15 protein-coding genes are annotated in these 14,483 nt (G+C 68.5%); 7 read left to right on the top strand and 8 right to left on the bottom strand.

Features of this window, described 5'->3' with window-relative positions; all coding sequences use genetic code 11:
* The 6 genes from ABT288_RS01260 to pknB form a co-directional block, all read left to right on the top strand.
* A partial coding sequence (locus ABT288_RS01260) for an FHA domain-containing protein (RefSeq protein ID WP_351601173.1) occupies positions 1-349 on the top strand: 349 nt, incomplete at its 5' end.
* Positions 350-359: 10 nt separating this feature from the next.
* On the top strand, positions 360-890 hold the full coding sequence (locus tag ABT288_RS01255) for an FHA domain-containing protein FhaB/FipA (protein ID WP_351601170.1): 531 nt from the start codon (positions 360-362) through the stop codon (positions 888-890).
* Between the two features lie 140 nt (positions 891-1,030).
* Positions 1,031-2,575 carry a Stp1/IreP family PP2C-type Ser/Thr phosphatase gene (locus ABT288_RS01250; protein WP_351601167.1) on the top strand — a complete coding sequence of 515 codons (1,545 nt, stop codon included), beginning with the start codon at positions 1,031-1,033 and terminating at the stop codon, positions 2,573-2,575.
* 27 nt (positions 2,576-2,602) lie between these two features.
* Positions 2,603-4,054, top strand: coding sequence for an FtsW/RodA/SpoVE family cell cycle protein (locus ABT288_RS01245; RefSeq protein ID WP_351601164.1), 1,452 nt, complete (start codon positions 2,603-2,605; stop codon positions 4,052-4,054).
* Positions 4,051-5,529, top strand: coding sequence for a peptidoglycan D,D-transpeptidase FtsI family protein (locus ABT288_RS01240; RefSeq protein ID WP_351601162.1), 1,479 nt, complete (start codon positions 4,051-4,053; stop codon positions 5,527-5,529). The genes ABT288_RS01245 and ABT288_RS01240 overlap by 4 nt, the downstream gene beginning before the upstream one ends.
* A 181-nt stretch (positions 5,530-5,710) precedes the next feature.
* Positions 5,711-7,705: a Stk1 family PASTA domain-containing Ser/Thr kinase gene (gene pknB / locus ABT288_RS01235; RefSeq protein WP_351601160.1), complete on the top strand. Its 1,995-nt coding sequence runs from the start codon at positions 5,711-5,713 to the stop codon at positions 7,703-7,705.
* A gap of 97 nt (positions 7,706-7,802) precedes the next feature.
* Here the strand turns inward: pknB and ABT288_RS01230 are convergent, their stop codons facing one another.
* The 6 genes from ABT288_RS01230 to ABT288_RS01205 form a co-directional block, all read right to left on the bottom strand.
* Positions 7,803-8,558, bottom strand: a complete 756-nt coding sequence (locus ABT288_RS01230) for a class E sortase (RefSeq protein WP_351601157.1) — start codon at positions 8,556-8,558, stop codon at positions 7,803-7,805.
* Between the two features lie 68 nt (positions 8,559-8,626).
* Positions 8,627-9,748 carry a class E sortase gene (locus ABT288_RS01225; protein ID WP_351601154.1) on the bottom strand — a complete coding sequence of 374 codons (1,122 nt, stop codon included), beginning with the start codon at positions 9,746-9,748 and terminating at the stop codon, positions 8,627-8,629.
* Positions 9,745-10,383, bottom strand: coding sequence for an aminodeoxychorismate/anthranilate synthase component II (locus ABT288_RS01220; RefSeq protein WP_351601151.1), 639 nt, complete (start codon positions 10,381-10,383; stop codon positions 9,745-9,747). Before ABT288_RS01220 ends, ABT288_RS01225 begins: the two co-directional genes overlap by 4 nt.
* Positions 10,380-10,541, bottom strand: a complete 162-nt coding sequence (locus ABT288_RS01215; protein WP_351601148.1) for a hypothetical protein — start codon at positions 10,539-10,541, stop codon at positions 10,380-10,382. Before ABT288_RS01215 ends, ABT288_RS01220 begins: the two co-directional genes overlap by 4 nt.
* Before the next feature lie 52 nt (positions 10,542-10,593).
* Positions 10,594-11,286, bottom strand: a complete 693-nt coding sequence (locus ABT288_RS01210; RefSeq protein ID WP_351601145.1) for a class E sortase — start codon at positions 11,284-11,286, stop codon at positions 10,594-10,596.
* 25 nt (positions 11,287-11,311) lie between these two features.
* On the bottom strand, positions 11,312-12,097 hold the full coding sequence (locus ABT288_RS01205) for a DUF881 domain-containing protein (protein WP_351601142.1): 786 nt from the start codon (positions 12,095-12,097) through the stop codon (positions 11,312-11,314).
* A 153-nt stretch (positions 12,098-12,250) separates the two neighbouring features.
* Here ABT288_RS01205 and crgA point away from each other — a divergent pair, with 153 nt between their 5' ends.
* Positions 12,251-12,505 carry a cell division protein CrgA gene (gene crgA / locus ABT288_RS01200; RefSeq protein ID WP_351601139.1) on the top strand — a complete coding sequence of 85 codons (255 nt, stop codon included), beginning with the start codon at positions 12,251-12,253 and terminating at the stop codon, positions 12,503-12,505.
* 234 nt (positions 12,506-12,739) lie between these two features.
* Here crgA and ABT288_RS01195 read toward each other — a convergent pair whose 3' ends face one another.
* On the bottom strand, positions 12,740-13,630 hold the full coding sequence (locus ABT288_RS01195) for a rhomboid family intramembrane serine protease (RefSeq protein ID WP_351601136.1): 891 nt from the start codon (positions 13,628-13,630) through the stop codon (positions 12,740-12,742).
* A gap of 160 nt (positions 13,631-13,790) precedes the next feature.
* Positions 13,791-14,321, bottom strand: coding sequence for a peptidylprolyl isomerase (locus ABT288_RS01190; protein WP_351601133.1), 531 nt, complete (start codon positions 14,319-14,321; stop codon positions 13,791-13,793).
* Positions 14,322-14,483 lie beyond the last annotated feature (162 nt).

Raw genomic sequence — 14,483 nt, 5'->3', positions numbered from 1 at the left:
GCCCGGCGGCTACGGGTACCCCCAGCCCGCCACCCAGCGGCCCGCGGCCGCCCCGACGAGCGGCGGGCGCACCCGGTACTGGATCGAGATCAACGGCACCCGCCACCAGATCTCCCGCGCGACACTGGTGCTGGGCCGCAGCACCGACGCCGACGTGCGGATCGACGACCCCGGCGTCTCGCGCCGGCACTGCGAGATCCGGACCGGAACGCCCTCGACGATCCAGGATCTCGGTTCCACCAACGGCATCGTGGTGGACGGGCAGCACACCACCCGCGCTACGCTCCGCGACGGCTCGCGGATCGTCGTGGGCAGCACCACCGTTATCTATAGGCAAGCCGAAGGGTGAAGCGGGGGCAATGTCAGAGCTGACCCTCACGGTCATGCGGCTGGGTTTCCTGGCCGTACTGTGGCTGTTCGTGATCGTGGCCGTGCAGGTCATCCGGAGCGACCTGTTCGGTACGCGCGTCACCCAGCGCGGATCGCGTAGGGAGGCCGGGCGTGCCCAGCAGCAGGGTCGGCAGCAGGCGGCCCGGCAGCAGTCCGCGCCGCCGCAGCAGCGCGGCCAGCAGGGCGGCGGCCGGCGTGGCCGCAACGCACCCACCAAGCTGGTGGTGACCGAGGGCACACTGACGGGCACCACGGTCGCGCTGCAGGGCCAGACGATCACGCTGGGCCGGGCGCACGACTCCACGATCGTGCTGGACGACGACTACGCCTCCAGCCGTCATGCCAGGATCTACCCGGACCGCGACGGCCAGTGGATCGTCGAGGACCTCGGCTCCACCAACGGCACCTACCTGGACCGGTCCCGGCTGACGACCCCCACACCGATCTCGCTGGGCGCGCCGATCCGCATCGGCAAGACCGTCATCGAGCTGCGGAAGTAGTGCTACATCATGAGTGAGCGCGAGCGGAGCGAGCACGCAGCGGCAGGCCGCCACCCGGCCGCCGGCGCGCTCCCGACCGGAGGGTGGGCAGTGTGGCTCGACACGACCGGCTGTACCCGGAGCCGACTGGCGAGGTGGGCATGAGTCTGTCACTGCGCTTTGCCGCCGGATCGCACAAAGGCATGATCCGGGAGGGCAACGAGGACTCCGGTTACGCCGGTCCCCGGCTGCTCGCGATCGCCGACGGCATGGGCGGCCAGGCGGCCGGCGAGGTCGCCTCCTCCGAGGTGATCTCCACCCTGGTCACGCTCGACGACGACGTGCCCGGCTCCGACATCCTCACCTCCCTCGGTACGGCCGTGCAGCGCGCCAACGACCAGCTGCGCGCCATGGTCGAGGAAGACCCCCAGCTCGAGGGCATGGGCACCACGCTGACCGCCCTGCTGTGGACCGGGCAGCGGCTCGGTCTCGTCCACGTCGGCGACTCCCGCGCCTATCTGCTGCGTGACGGAGTGCTCACGCAGATCACCCAGGACCACACCTGGGTGCAGCGGCTCGTGGACGAGGGCCGGATCACCGAAGAGGAAGCCACCACCCACCCGCAGCGCTCCCTGCTGATGCGCGCCCTCGGCAGCGGCGACCACGTCGAACCCGACCTGTCGATCCGTGAGGTCCGGGCCGGCGACCGCTATCTGATCTGCTCCGACGGTCTGTCCGCGGTGGTCTCCCACCAGACGATCGAGGAGACCCTCGCCAGCTACCAGGGCCCGCAGGAGACCGTGCAGGAGCTGATCCAGCTCGCGCTGCGCGGCGGCGGCCCCGACAACATCACCGTCATCGTCGCCGACGTCCTGGACCTCGACACCAATGACACGCTCGCCGGGCAGCTGTCCGACCAGCCGGTCGTGGTCGGCGCGGTCGCCGAGAACCAGCACCATCTGCACGACAACGGCATCATGCAGACCCCGGCCGGCCGCGCCTCCCACCTGGGCCGCCGGGCGCCCGGGCACGGCGGCGGCGAGTTCGGCCCGCCCGGCTCCGGCGACACCACCGGCTACATCCCGGCGGGCAGCTTCGACGACTACGCCGACGGCGACTTCACCAAGCCGCGCGGCGGGCGCAGGTGGCTGAGGAGATCCCTCTACAGCGCCCTGGCCCTCGCCGTCATCGGCGGCGGCCTCTACGGCGGCTACCAGTGGACGCAGACGCAGTACTACGTCGGCGCCAAGGGCGAGCACGTGGCGCTGTACCGCGGGATCAGCCAGGACCTGGCCTGGGTGTCGCTGTCGAAGGTGGAGAAGGACCACCCCGAGATCGAACTCAAGTACCTGCCGCCGTACCAGCAGAAGCAGGTCAAGAACACGATCACGGCGGGCGGTCTGCAGCAGGCCCAGGCGAAGATCGAGGCACTGTCGGTGCAGGCCTCCGCGTGCCGGAAGAACGCGGAGCGCCAGGCCGCCGAGTCCACGCGGAACGCGAAGACGGGCCAGGGCGAGGCCGGAGGCACCACGGGAACCACCCGTACCGCTTTCACGTCCAAGGCGACACCGACACCGCACCCATCCGGTTCGGCGCCCGCTACGAAGACCCCTTCGAAGCCGCCGTCCGCGTCCGCCACTCCGAACCCCGGCCCGAGCCTCTCCGAGGATGAGAAGAAGGTCGTCGATCAGTGCGGCAAGCAGTAGCGAAGCCGCGAGAGGCCCTGTCACACGATGAGCAGTACGACTAACCCACCGACGCACCACACGTCCACGATCGGCGCGATCGGCGCTCCGAGCCGCCGCAACACCGAGCTGGCCCTGCTCGTCTTCTCCGTGGCCATCCCGGTGTTCGCCTACGCCAACGTGGGCCTGGCCATCAACAACTCGGTGCCCGCCGGGCTGCTGTCCTACGGCCTCGGTCTCGGTCTGCTGGCCGGCGTCGCCCATCTCGCCGTACGGAAGTTCGCCCCGTACGCCGACCCGCTGCTGCTGCCGCTGGCCACGCTGCTCAACGGGCTCGGGCTCGTGGTGATCTGGCGGCTGGACCAGTCGAAGCTGCTGCAGTCGCTGCCCCACTTCGCCGCGGCCGCGCCCCGCCAGCTGCTGTACAGCGCGCTGGGCATCGCCATGTTCGCCGCGGTGCTGATCTTCCTGAAGGACCACCGGGTCCTGCAGCGCTACACCTACATCTCCATGGTCAGCGCCCTGGTGCTGCTGCTCCTGCCGCTGGTGCCGGGTCTCGGGGCCGACATCTACGGCGCCAAGATCTGGATCCGCGTCCCCGGCCTGGGCTCCCTGCAGCCCGGTGAGTTCGCGAAGATCGTCCTCGCGGTCTTCTTCGCCGGTTATCTGATGGTGAAGCGGGACGCGCTGGCCCTGGCCAGCCGCCGTTTCATGGGCCTGTACCTGCCACGCGGCCGTGACCTCGGTCCGATCCTGGTCGTGTGGGCGATGTCGATCCTCATCCTGGTCTTCGAGACCGACCTGGGTACCTCGCTGCTGTTCTTCGGCATGTTCGTGATCATGCTGTACGTCGCCACCGAGCGGACCAGCTGGATCGTCTTCGGTCTGCTGATGTCAGCGGTCGGTGCCGTCGGCGTGGCGAGCTTCGAGTCGCACATCCAGACGCGTGTGAACGCGTGGCTCGACCCGATGCGCGAGTACCAGCTCAGCCGCCAGGTCACCCACGACGGCATCCTCCACTCCGACCAGCTGCAGCAGTCCCTGTGGGCGTTCGGCTCCGGCGGCACCCTCGGCACCGGCTGGGGGCAGGGCCATTCGGACCTGATCAAGTTCGCCGCCAACTCCGACTTCGTCTTCGCCACCTTCGGCGAGGAGCTGGGCCTGGCGGGCATCATGGCGATGCTGCTGATCTACGGCCTGATCGTGGAGCGTGGCCTGCGCACCGCCCTCGCCGCCCGCGACCCCTTCGGCAAGCTGCTCGCCGTCGGCCTGTCCGGCGCGTTCGCCCTGCAGGTGTTCGTCGTGGCCGGCGGTGTGATGGGCCTCATCCCGCTGACCGGTATGACGATGCCGTTCGTCGCGTACGGCGGTTCCTCCGTGCTGGCCAACTGGGCGCTGATCGGCATCCTGATCCGTATCAGCGACACCGCCCGCCGCCCGGCGCCCACCCCCGCCACGAACCCCGACGCCGAGATGACCCAGGTGGTCCGCCCGTCATGAACAAGCCCCTGCGCCGGATCGCGATCTTCTGCGGCCTCCTCGTCCTGGCCCTGCTGATCCGCGACAACTACCTCCAGTACCTCAAGGCCGACCAGCTGGCGACCGAGAAGGACAACCGCCGGGTCTCCATCGAGCGGTACGCGCACCCGCGCGGCGACATCATCGTCGACGGCAGCCCGATAACCGGGTCCGTCGTGTCCAAGAACGGCGACTTCAAGTACAAGCGCACCTACAAGGACGGGGCCATGTGGGCCCCGGTGACCGGCTACTCCTCGCAGGCCTTCGGCGCCAGCCAGCTGGAGAACATCGACGACGGCATCCTCACCGGCAACGACGACCGGCTCTTCTTCCGCAACACCCTCGACATGATCACGGGAAAGCCGAGGCAGGGCGGCAACGTCGTCACCACGCTCAACGCGGCCGCGCAGAAGGCGGCGTTCAACGGGCTGAAGGCACAGGGCGGCAAGGGCGCGGTGGTCGCCCTGGAGCCGTCCACCGGCAAGATCCTCGCGCTGGCCTCCTACCCGTCGTACGACCCGTCGTCCTTCGCGGGGAACTCCACCGGCACGGACTCCGCGAACTGGAACAAGCTCCAGAAGCAGAACGACCCCTCCGACCCGATGCTGAACCGTGCGCTGCGCGAGACCTATCCTCCGGGCTCCACGTTCAAGCTGGTCACCGCGTCGGCGGCGCTGGAGAACGGGCTGTACAACTCGGCGGACCAGGCCACCGACTCCCCGCAGCCCTACACGCTGCCGAACACCACGCGCGAGCTGAAGAACGAGGGCAGCATCCAGTGCAAGAACGTGTCCCTCCGGGAGGCGCTGCGCATCTCCTGCAACACGGTCTTCGGTCACATCGGGGCCCAGCTCGGCAAGGACAAGATGCTGGCCGAGGCCGAGAAGTTCGGCTTCAACTCCGAGCAGTTCGTCCCGGTGCGGTCGACCGCGTCCGTCTTCCCCAAGGAGATGGACAGCCCGCAGACGGCGCTCAGCTCGATCGGTCAGTTCGACACCGCCGCGACCCCGCTGCAGATGGCCATGGTCGCCTCGGCGGTCGCCAATGACGGCAAGCTGATGAAGCCGTACATGGTGGACGAGCTGCAGTCCTCCAACCTCGACCCGGTGGAGAAGACCCAGCCGCAGGAGATGAGCCGGCCGCTGTCGCCGGCCAACGCACAGATCCTGCAGTCCATGATGGAGACCGTCGTCAAGCAGGGCACCGGTACGAAGGCGCAGATCCCGAACGTCACCGTGGGCGGCAAGACCGGTACCGCGCAGCACGGTGTGGCGAACAGCGCCAACCCGTACGCGTGGTTCGTCTCCTACGCCAAGCTGCCCGACGGCAGCGCGCCGGTCGCCGTGGCCGTGGTCATCGAGGACGAGAGCGCCAACCGCGACGACATCTCCGGTGGCGGCCTGGCCGCGCCGATCGCCAAGAACGTCATGGAGGCGGTCATCCAGTCCAAGAAGTGACGGAAGTGACCCCCATCACACCCCCTTCACATCGCCGCACGTTGCGATACCGGTCCTGTATCGGGTTACGGGCTTGGCCAGGTCACACAAAGCGAGCCGGGTACGGTAGGCCCGGACGGCAGCCTCCGGCCGTGCACGTGGGTGCGCGGCCGAGACCGACGGAGAGGGCTGGTAGGTAGCTATGGAAGAGCCGCGTCGCCTCGGCGGCCGGTACGAGCTGGGCCAGGTGCTCGGCCGTGGTGGCATGGCCGAGGTCTACCTCGCGCATGACACCCGCCTGGGCCGCACCGTGGCAGTGAAGACCCTGCGCGCCGACCTGGCACGCGACCCTTCCTTCCAGGCCCGGTTCCGCCGGGAGGCCCAGTCGGCCGCCTCGCTCAACCATCCCGCGATCGTTGCGGTCTACGACACGGGCGAGGACTACATCGACGGGGTCTCGATCCCGTACATCGTCATGGAGTACGTCGACGGCTCCACACTGCGTGAGCTTCTTCACTCCGGGCGCAAGCTCCTGCCCGAGCGGGCGATGGAGATGACCATCGGCATCCTCCAGGGCCTGGAGTACGCCCACCGCAACGGCATCGTCCACCGCGACATCAAGCCGGCCAACGTCATGCTGACCCGCAACGGCCAGGTCAAGGTGATGGACTTCGGCATCGCCCGCGCCATGGGCGACGCCGGCATGACCATGACCCAGACGGCGGCGGTGATCGGTACGGCCCAGTACCTCTCGCCGGAACAGGCGAAGGGCGAACAGGTCGACGCGCGGTCGGACCTGTACTCGACGGGTTGCCTGCTCTACGAGCTGCTGACGGTCCGCCCGCCCTTCGTCGGCGACTCCCCGGTGGCCGTGGCGTACCAGCACGTCCGCGAGGAACCCCAGCCCCCGTCGGTCTTCGACCCCGAGATCACGCCCGAGATGGACGCGATCGTCCTGAAGGCGCTGGTCAAGGACCCGGACTACCGCTACCAGTCGGCCGACGAGATGCGCGCCGACATCGAGGCCTGCCTGGACGGCCAGCCGGTCGCGGCGACGGCCGCGATGGGCGCGGTGGGCTACGGCGGCTATCCCGACGACCAGCCCACGACGGCCCTGCGCCCGGACACCGGCGCGGGAGCGACGTCCATGCTCCCGCCGATGAACCCGGACGACGGCGGCTATGGCTACGACGAACCCTCCGGCCGCCGCCGCCAGCCGCAGAAGAAGTCCAACACCTCCACGATCCTGCTGGTGGTCGCGGGCGTCCTGGTCCTGATCGGCGCGATCCTGATCGGGAAGTGGGTGGCCGACGGCAAGAACACGAACCAGACCTTCCCGGCCCCGAACTTCGTCGACAACAGCTACTCCACCGCCCAGAAGATGGCCGCCAACTCGGACCTGAAACTGGCGCCCCCCGTCCGCAAGCCGTGCGACAACCAGCCGAAGGGCAACGTCTGCTCCCAGGACCCCAAGGCGGGTGCGGACGTCAAGAAGGGCGACACCATCACCCTGGTGGTGTCGACGGGGGCGCCGAAGGTCGACGTGCCGGATGTCACGAGCCTGCCGTACGACCAGGCCGAGGCCCAGCTCAAGGCGAAGGGCTTCCAGGTCGAGCAGCAGACCGAGGTGTCGGACCGGACGCCCGGCGTGGTCATCAAGCAGGACCCGCAGGGTGGCACCCAGAAGCAGAAGGGCTCCACGATCACCCTCACGGTCGCCAAGCCCGCGGACAAGGTCACCATTCCCAGTGACGTCATCGGCAAGTCCTGTGACGAGGCGAAGGCCGAGCTGACGGGGATGGGCCTCGTGCCCACCTGCTCCGACCAGGTCACCCCCAACCAGGGCGACGACGGCAAGGTCCTCTCGACCAACCCGGCGGCGGGCCAGCAGCTCGACAAGAACGCGAGCATCGTGATCAACGTCGGCAAGTTCCAGGGCGGCCAGACGCAGGGGCAGGTGCCGAACGTCACGGGCCAGACCCTGAAGCAGGCCGAGCAGATCCTTCAGCAGAACGGCTACACACAGATCCAGGTCAGCGGACCCAACGACGACAAGGCACGGGTCATCCAGCAGAACCCGCCGGCGGGAACCCAGGCGGACCCGGCCAGCACCCCGATCGTCCTGACCACCGTGGACATCGGCGGCAATGGCGGAGGCAACAACGGGGGCAACATCTTCGGCGGCATAACGGGCTAGCGCACGCAGGACGCATCCGCCTCAGACCACAGGGCCCTTGGCACCGCGCGACGGTGCCAAGGGCCCTGTGGTCTGAAGACGTGGGCGGAGCCGGCTGTCAGCTCCGCAGTTCCTCCGGCAGAGTCCGCTTGCTGTCCACCTTCTCCACGCGGACCAGTTCGCCCCAGACCACGTAGCGGTACTCCGAGGTGTACACGGGCGTGCAGGTCGTCAGGGTGATGTAGTGGCCCGGCTTCTTCTTGCCGGACTCCTTCGGGACCTGGTCGATGACCTTGACGTTGTACTTCGAGGTCTCCGGGAGGATCGAGTACACCTTGTAGACGTACCAGTCGTCCCGCGTCTCGAAGACGATCGGGTCGCCCGTCTTCACCTTGTCGATGTTGTGGAACTTCGCGCCGTGCCCGTCCCGGTGCGCGGCGAGGGTGAAGTTGCCGTCCTTGCCGCTCGTGGGGAGCGTGGCCTCGACCGGGTCCGTGTAGTAGCCGGCCACGCCGTCGTTCAGGACGTCCGTGCCCGTGCCCTTCTCGACCAGGACCACCCCGTTGTGCATCGCGGGCACGTGTAGGAAGCCGATGCCGTCCTTGGTGTCCAGCGCGCCCGGACCGGAGTCCGTGGCATGCGCCCAGTGCTGGCGCACCTTTTCGGCCTCTTTGTCGGCCTTGCGGTCCGCTATCACGTTCGTCCACCACAGGGAGTAGACGACAAAGAGGGCGAGCAACAGGCCTGCGGTGATGAGGATTTCACCGAGGACGCTGACCGCCGTCGCGATACGGCCGGGGCGCCGGCCGCGCGGGGCGGGATGCGCGTCGGACGCGTCCGTGTGTTCTTCGGTGTCGTCGGCGGTCGCTGCCACAGTTCCTCTGCCCCTACTCGCTTCAGCCTGCTCGCTTCAGCCCTGCTCGCTTCAGCCCTGCTGATGCCCTACTCGATGAGCGCGTCCGGCTTGCCCTTGCTGCGCGGGCGTTCCTCGACCATCTTGCCCCAGACGACCAGCCGGTACTTGCTGGTGAACTCCGGCGTGCAGGTGGTGAGGGTGATGTAGCGGCCGGGTTCGGTGAAGCCCGAGCCCCTCGGGACGGGGTCCAGCACGCTGGTGTTGGACGGCGAGGTCACCGGCAGCGTCGAGGTCACCTTGTACACGAAGTACGTGTCCTGCGTCTCGACCACGACCGCGTCACCGGGCCTGAGCCTGTTGATGTACCGGAACGGTTCGCCGTGCGTGTTGCGGTGGGCGGCCAGGCCGAAGTTGCCGGTCCTGGCATCGGGCATCGCCGTCTTCAGCGGGGGCTCGCCGTAGTGCCCGACCATGCCCTTGTTGAGCACCTTCTCGGTGCTGACGCCCTCCGCGATCGGCGCGACCACGTCGAGCTTGGGGATGTGCAGGATGGCGAAGCCCTGACCCGGCGCGAAGACCCCCGGGTTGCGCTTGCCGCTCGCCCAGTCGTCCTGGAGCTGGTGCGTCTCACTGCCCGCCTGCGCATGGGCGCGGACGTTGGTCCACCACAGCTGATAGGTGACGAACAGCAGCATCAGCACGCCGGTGGTGATGAACACCTCCCCGATCGCGCGGCTCGCGACGACGCCCGGGCTCGGCTTGCGCAGCCGCGCCTGCCGCCGCGCCTCCACCCGGGACAGCGGCCGGCCGGACTCCGCCGTCGCGCCCGTCTCCGCGGGTGCCGTCTCCCGGCCGCCGCCATGGCGCCCGCCACGGCGCTTGGCGGCCTTTCTGCGGGCCGCACGGCCACCGACCGCGGGTCCGGTGGCGGAAGAGGCGGAAGGGGCCGCAGAGGCGCCCAGGGGCCCGCTCTCCGAGCCCGTCAGCGCATCGGGGACCCGCAGCGCCATCGTCTCGTCGTCCGGAACGGGCCGGTACGGCTGCTCGTTCGGCGCCCGCTCGTGCGCCTGCTCGTATGCCCGCTCGTACGGCTCCCCGTACGGCTCCTGGTACGCGCCCGCGTCCCAGTCCCCAAGCGCACCGGAAGCCTCGTACGACTGATCCCCGTACGAGGCACCGGTCTCGCGCTCCGGGCGCAGCGCGGTCACGCCGTGGCCCTGCCCACCACCGGGGCCAGCCCCGTCGACCTCGCCACGGCACCCTGGTCGCCGCACTCCACCAGCCAGTTGGCCAGCATCCGGTGTCCGTGCTCGGTCAGCACCGACTCGGGGTGGAACTGCACGCCCTCGACCGGGAGTTCACGGTGCCGCAGGCCCATGATGATGCCGTCGTGGGTGCGGGCGGTCACCTCCAGCTCGGCCGGGACCGTCGCCGGCTCGGCGGCCAGGGAGTGGTAGCGGGTCGCCGTGAAGGGCGAGGGCAGGCCCGCGAAGACGCCCTTGCCCTCGTGCTCCACCAGCGAGGTCTTGCCGTGCAGCAGCTCCGGCGCCCGGTCCACGACACCGCCGTACGCCACCTGCATCGACTGCATGCCGAGGCACACCCCGAAGACCGGTACCCCGGTGGCCGCGCAGTGGCGGACCATGTCCACGCACACCCCGGCCTCCTCCGGCGTCCCCGGTCCGGGCGACAGCAGCACCCCGTCGAAGCCGTCCTGGGCATGCGCGGTCGACACCTCGTCGTTGCGCAGGACCTCGCACTCGGCACCCAGCTGGTACAGGTACTGGACCAGGTTGAAGACGAAGCTGTCGTAGTTGTCGACGACGAGAATCCGCGCACTCACTGGTTGTTCACCGTCACATCGTTGAAGGGCATCAGCGGTTCGGCCCACGGGAAGACGTACTGGAACAGGACGTAGACCGCGGCCAGGATCAGCAGGAGTGAGATCAGCGCCTTCACCCACGCGTTCCCCGGCAGATGCCGCCAGATCCAGCCGTACATGCCGTTCCTTCCGTATCCCCACGGCACCTGACTCACGCCGTACGCCACCAGACTAACGGCGCAGAGCCTCCGGTTCGCCTGCCTCCACGGACTGTGTGGAATCCAGGTGCGCCCAGACGATCAGCCGGTGACTGTGCCCCCATTCCGGATCGCACGTGGTCAGCGTCAGATACCGGCCCGGACGCATGTACCCGGACTTACGTGGCACAGGGTCGATGACCTCAACGTCCGTCGGCACGGTTTTGTAGGGCCCTTTGTCGATCCGATACGTGAACCAGGTCGTCCCGTCCGTGAGGACTACGGCGTCACCCGGGCGCAGTTCGGGGAAGTCCTTGAACGGGTCGCCGTACGTGCGCCGGTGACCGGCCACCGCGAAGTTCCCCTCCTGGCCGAGCTGCGCGGTGCCCGCGTAGTGGGCGAGCCCCTTCGCCAGTACGTCCCGGCCGGTGCCCTCCAGGACCGGCTTGTTCCACGTGAAACCGAGCCGCGGGATGTACATGATCGCGAAAGCCTTGCCGTAGTGGTAGGGCTGCGGTCTCGTCACGGTGACCGTCTGACCGCCCGGGGCGGCGGCCACCGGCCGCACACTGCCCTTCGACCACTGCCGGTGCAGCTGGTCGATCTGGTCGTTCATGGCACCGTCGGCCCGCACGCCCGTCCAGAACAGCACGTAGGCCACGAAGAGCACGATCAGGGTGCCGACGGTGATGCACAGCTCGCTGACGGTCCGGACGATCACGCGCACCGGCGCCTCCGGGACGGATGGCTGGCTACTGCACGGGCTTGGCGTAGTGCAGATCCACTGTGCCCGAGTAGCCGGGAAGAGTCACCGTCCCGTCGTCGGTGACTTTCCAGCCGAGCCCGTAGACGTTGACGTACACCATGTAGGTCTGGATCGCCTTGCTCGCCGCGAGCGCCTGCTGCAACCTGTCCGGATCACCGACCGCCGTGATCTTGTACGGCGGTGAGTACACCCGGCCCTGGAGGATCAGGGTGTTGCCGACGCAGCGCACCGCGCTGGTGGAGATCAGCCGCTGGTCCATGACCTGGATGCCCTGGGCGCCGCCCTGCCACAGCGCGTTCACCACGGCCTGCAGATCCTGCTGGTGGATGACCAGATAGTCGGGCTGCGGCTCGGGATAGCCGGGGAGCTTGGCGGTGGCGTTGGGCGGCGCGTCGTTGAGGGTGACGGTGATGGCGTGGCCGGTGAGCTTCTGGGTGCCGGCACTCCTCTCCAGCCCGCTGAGCCTGCGGTCCTGCGCCTTGCTGCTGCCGTCGTCGCTCTCGGCGAGGGACTCCACGCTCCCGCGCAGGGCCGCGTTGGACTCGTCCAGCTCCTTGTTCTTGCGGCTGCGCTGCTGGATCAGGTCGGACAGCTTCAGCAGAGAGCCGTCCTGACGGATGTCGGTGCCCTTGGCCGTGTTGAAGCTGGTGAAGAAGATCAGTCCCGCGAGGGCGAAGACGGCCGCCGTGAGCATCCGCACCGGGCGGAAACGCCGGCGGCCAGGGCCGGAGCCCGTTGATTGCGTCCCGGTGGAGTCGGCAGAATTGCTCAACGTACCCTTATCTCCTTCGGCGCCACGGAAGCACTACGCTAACGGACGCCCGGGGGAGCACACAGAGTCGTCGTCTTGACACCTTGTACGCTGCCCCGAGCCCCGAACCGGTTACCTGCGCGGCCACGCAGCGCATCGACAGGAGAGACCCTCGTGCCGAAGTCACGTATCCGCAAGAAGGCCGACTACACGCCGCCGCCGGCGAAGCAGGCACAGGCGATCAAGCTGAACAGCCGCGGCTGGGTCGCGCCTGTCATGCTGGCCATGTTCATCATCGGCCTGGCCTGGATCGTCGTCTTCTATGTGACCGACGGCTCGCTGCCCATCAACGCGCTGGACAACTGGAACATCGTGGTCGGCTTCGGCTTCATCGCCGCCGGCTTCGGCGTCTCCACGCAGTGGAAGTAGCTCTGCCCAGGGCTATCCACTGAGTTATCCACAGGCGTTTTCCACATGGGGAAAAGAACGACGATCTGTGGATAACCCATCGGGCGTTGACGCCGGTATGACTGGCCCACCGCCCCTCGTACACCTGTTGGCCCCCTGTCTGACCTGCGGAAACACATCCGAGCGACAGGGGGCACAGCTGTGCCCGCACAGGGTGCACAAGATCCGGCACACCCTGTGGACAACGGTTCGGTATCAGGTGAGCTGAGTGGTCCTGACCAGCGTGAGCACCACCACGACGGCGAGTACGACCGCACAGGTGCCGTACTGGACCAGCGTCCGCCGCCGGCGCGGGGCGTGGACCATGGCGTACCCGGTGACGACACCGGCGACCAGGCCGCCGATGTGGGCCTGCCAGGCGATGTTCGCCCAGGTGAAGGTGATGATGAGGTTGATCACCAGCAGGGCGATGAGCGGGCGCATGTCGTAGTTGAGCCGGCGCATCAGTACGCCGGTCGCGCCGAAGAGACCGAAGATCGCTCCGGAGGCGCCGAGGGAGGGCTGGTTGGGTGCGGCCAGCAGATAGGTGAGGGCGCTGCCGGCGAGGCCCGAGACGAAGTAGAGGGTGAGATAGCGGGCGCGGCCGAGGGCTGCCTCCAGGGGGCCGCCGATCCACCACAGGCTGAGCATGTTGAAGAGGATGTGCGCGTAGCCGCCGTGCAGGAACATCGCGGTCAGCATGCGGTAGTACTGGCCCTGGGCGATGCCCTGCACCCCGGGAAGCAGAGGGGTGTAGGCCTGTCCGATCAGCTCGAACCGGTTGGTGAAGCGGTCACCGGCGGCGATCTGTGCCAGGAACACGACGAGGTTGATGCCGATCAGCACCTTGGTGAGCAGCCGTGGGTCGGCCGTGACCGTGCCGCCGGCGACCGTGCGGGGCCGGGACGCCGTGGGTGCGTGGCCGGTGCCGCTGCCGCCGCGCACGCATTCGGGGCACTGGAAGCCGACCGAGGCGCTGACCATGCACTCGGGGCAGATGGGGCGCTCGCAGCGGGTGCAGCGCACACCGGTCTCGCGGTCCGGGTGTCGGTAGCACACGGGCACGCGGTGAGCGGCGTTCTGCGCGCTGCCTTCGGCGTGGTCCATCGGTTCCCCTTGTTCGTCGTGGGACTGCCCCCCGGCAAGGCCCCGCCCCGCTCATCCTTGGTACGGACGAGCGGGGCGTTTGGTTCCCTGGGGGATGTTCGGGCGTGTCCCGGTGGGACGTGGCGGCGTCTCCCTGCGGGGTGCCCGGGGAGCGGTGGGCTCAGCCCTCGCGCTTCTCGACGACGACCTCGTTGATCACGACGTCGTTCACCGGGCGGTCGTTGCGGCCGGTGGGCACGCCGACGATGGCGTCGACGACCTTCTGGCTGGCCGGGTCGGTGACCTCGCCGAAGATGGTGTGCTTGCGGTTCAGCCACGTCGTCGGGGCGACGGTGATGAAGAACTGCGAGCCGTTGGTGCCGGGGCCGGCGTTGGCCATGGCCAGCAGGTACGGCTTGTTGAAGGACAGGTCCGGGTGGAACTCGTCCCCGAACTTGTAGCCGGGGCCGCCGATGCCGCTGCCCAGCGGGTCGCCGCCCTGGATCATGAAGCCGCTGATGACACGGTGGAAGATCGTGCCGTTGTAGAGCGGCTTCTTGCTCTTCTCACCCGTGCCGGGGTGGGTCCACTCGCGCTGGCCCTGTGCCAGCTCGACGAAGTTCCTGACCGTTTCCGGCGCATGGTTCGGGAAAAGCTGGACCACGATGTCGCCGTGGTTGGTCTTCAGGGTGGCGTAAAGCTGCTCAGCCACGATCTGCCTTCCGTTGTCTTTCTGTGACTCCCCGATCCTCGCACGGCCGGGCCCGTACGTCGCCCGGCAGGCATGAGTTCCGCCCGGAAGGCAGCGCTCGGCGGCGATTCGTGGCAGTGTCGACGACAGGATCGAGTTGCCCGGGATCACCCGGAATCGCGC

It is taken from the genome of Streptomyces sp. NPDC001093, from assembly GCF_040298985.1.
Classification (GTDB): domain Bacteria; phylum Actinomycetota; class Actinomycetes; order Streptomycetales; family Streptomycetaceae; genus Streptomyces.
The sequence above is the reverse complement of the archived record's forward strand: the minus strand, read 5'-3'. Positions and strand labels throughout refer to the sequence as shown.

Bases quoted from the DNA above. Each gene is read 5' to 3' on its own strand.
- ABT288_RS01255 (WP_351601170.1), top strand. From the start codon at position 360: ATGTCAGAGCTGACCCTCACGGTCATGCGGCTGGGTTTCCTGGCCGTA.
- ABT288_RS01250 (WP_351601167.1), top strand. From the start codon at position 1,031: ATGAGTCTGTCACTGCGCTTTGCCGCCGGATCGCACAAAGGCATGATC.
- ABT288_RS01245 (WP_351601164.1), top strand. From the start codon at position 2,603: ATGAGCAGTACGACTAACCCACCGACGCACCACACGTCCACGATCGGC.
- ABT288_RS01240 (WP_351601162.1), top strand. From the start codon at position 4,051: ATGAACAAGCCCCTGCGCCGGATCGCGATCTTCTGCGGCCTCCTCGTC.
- pknB (WP_351601160.1), top strand. From the start codon at position 5,711: ATGGAAGAGCCGCGTCGCCTCGGCGGCCGGTACGAGCTGGGCCAGGTG.
- ABT288_RS01215 (WP_351601148.1), bottom strand. From the start codon at position 10,541: ATGTACGGCTGGATCTGGCGGCATCTGCCGGGGAACGCGTGGGTGAAG.
- ABT288_RS01195 (WP_351601136.1), bottom strand. From the start codon at position 13,630: ATGGACCACGCCGAAGGCAGCGCGCAGAACGCCGCTCACCGCGTGCCC.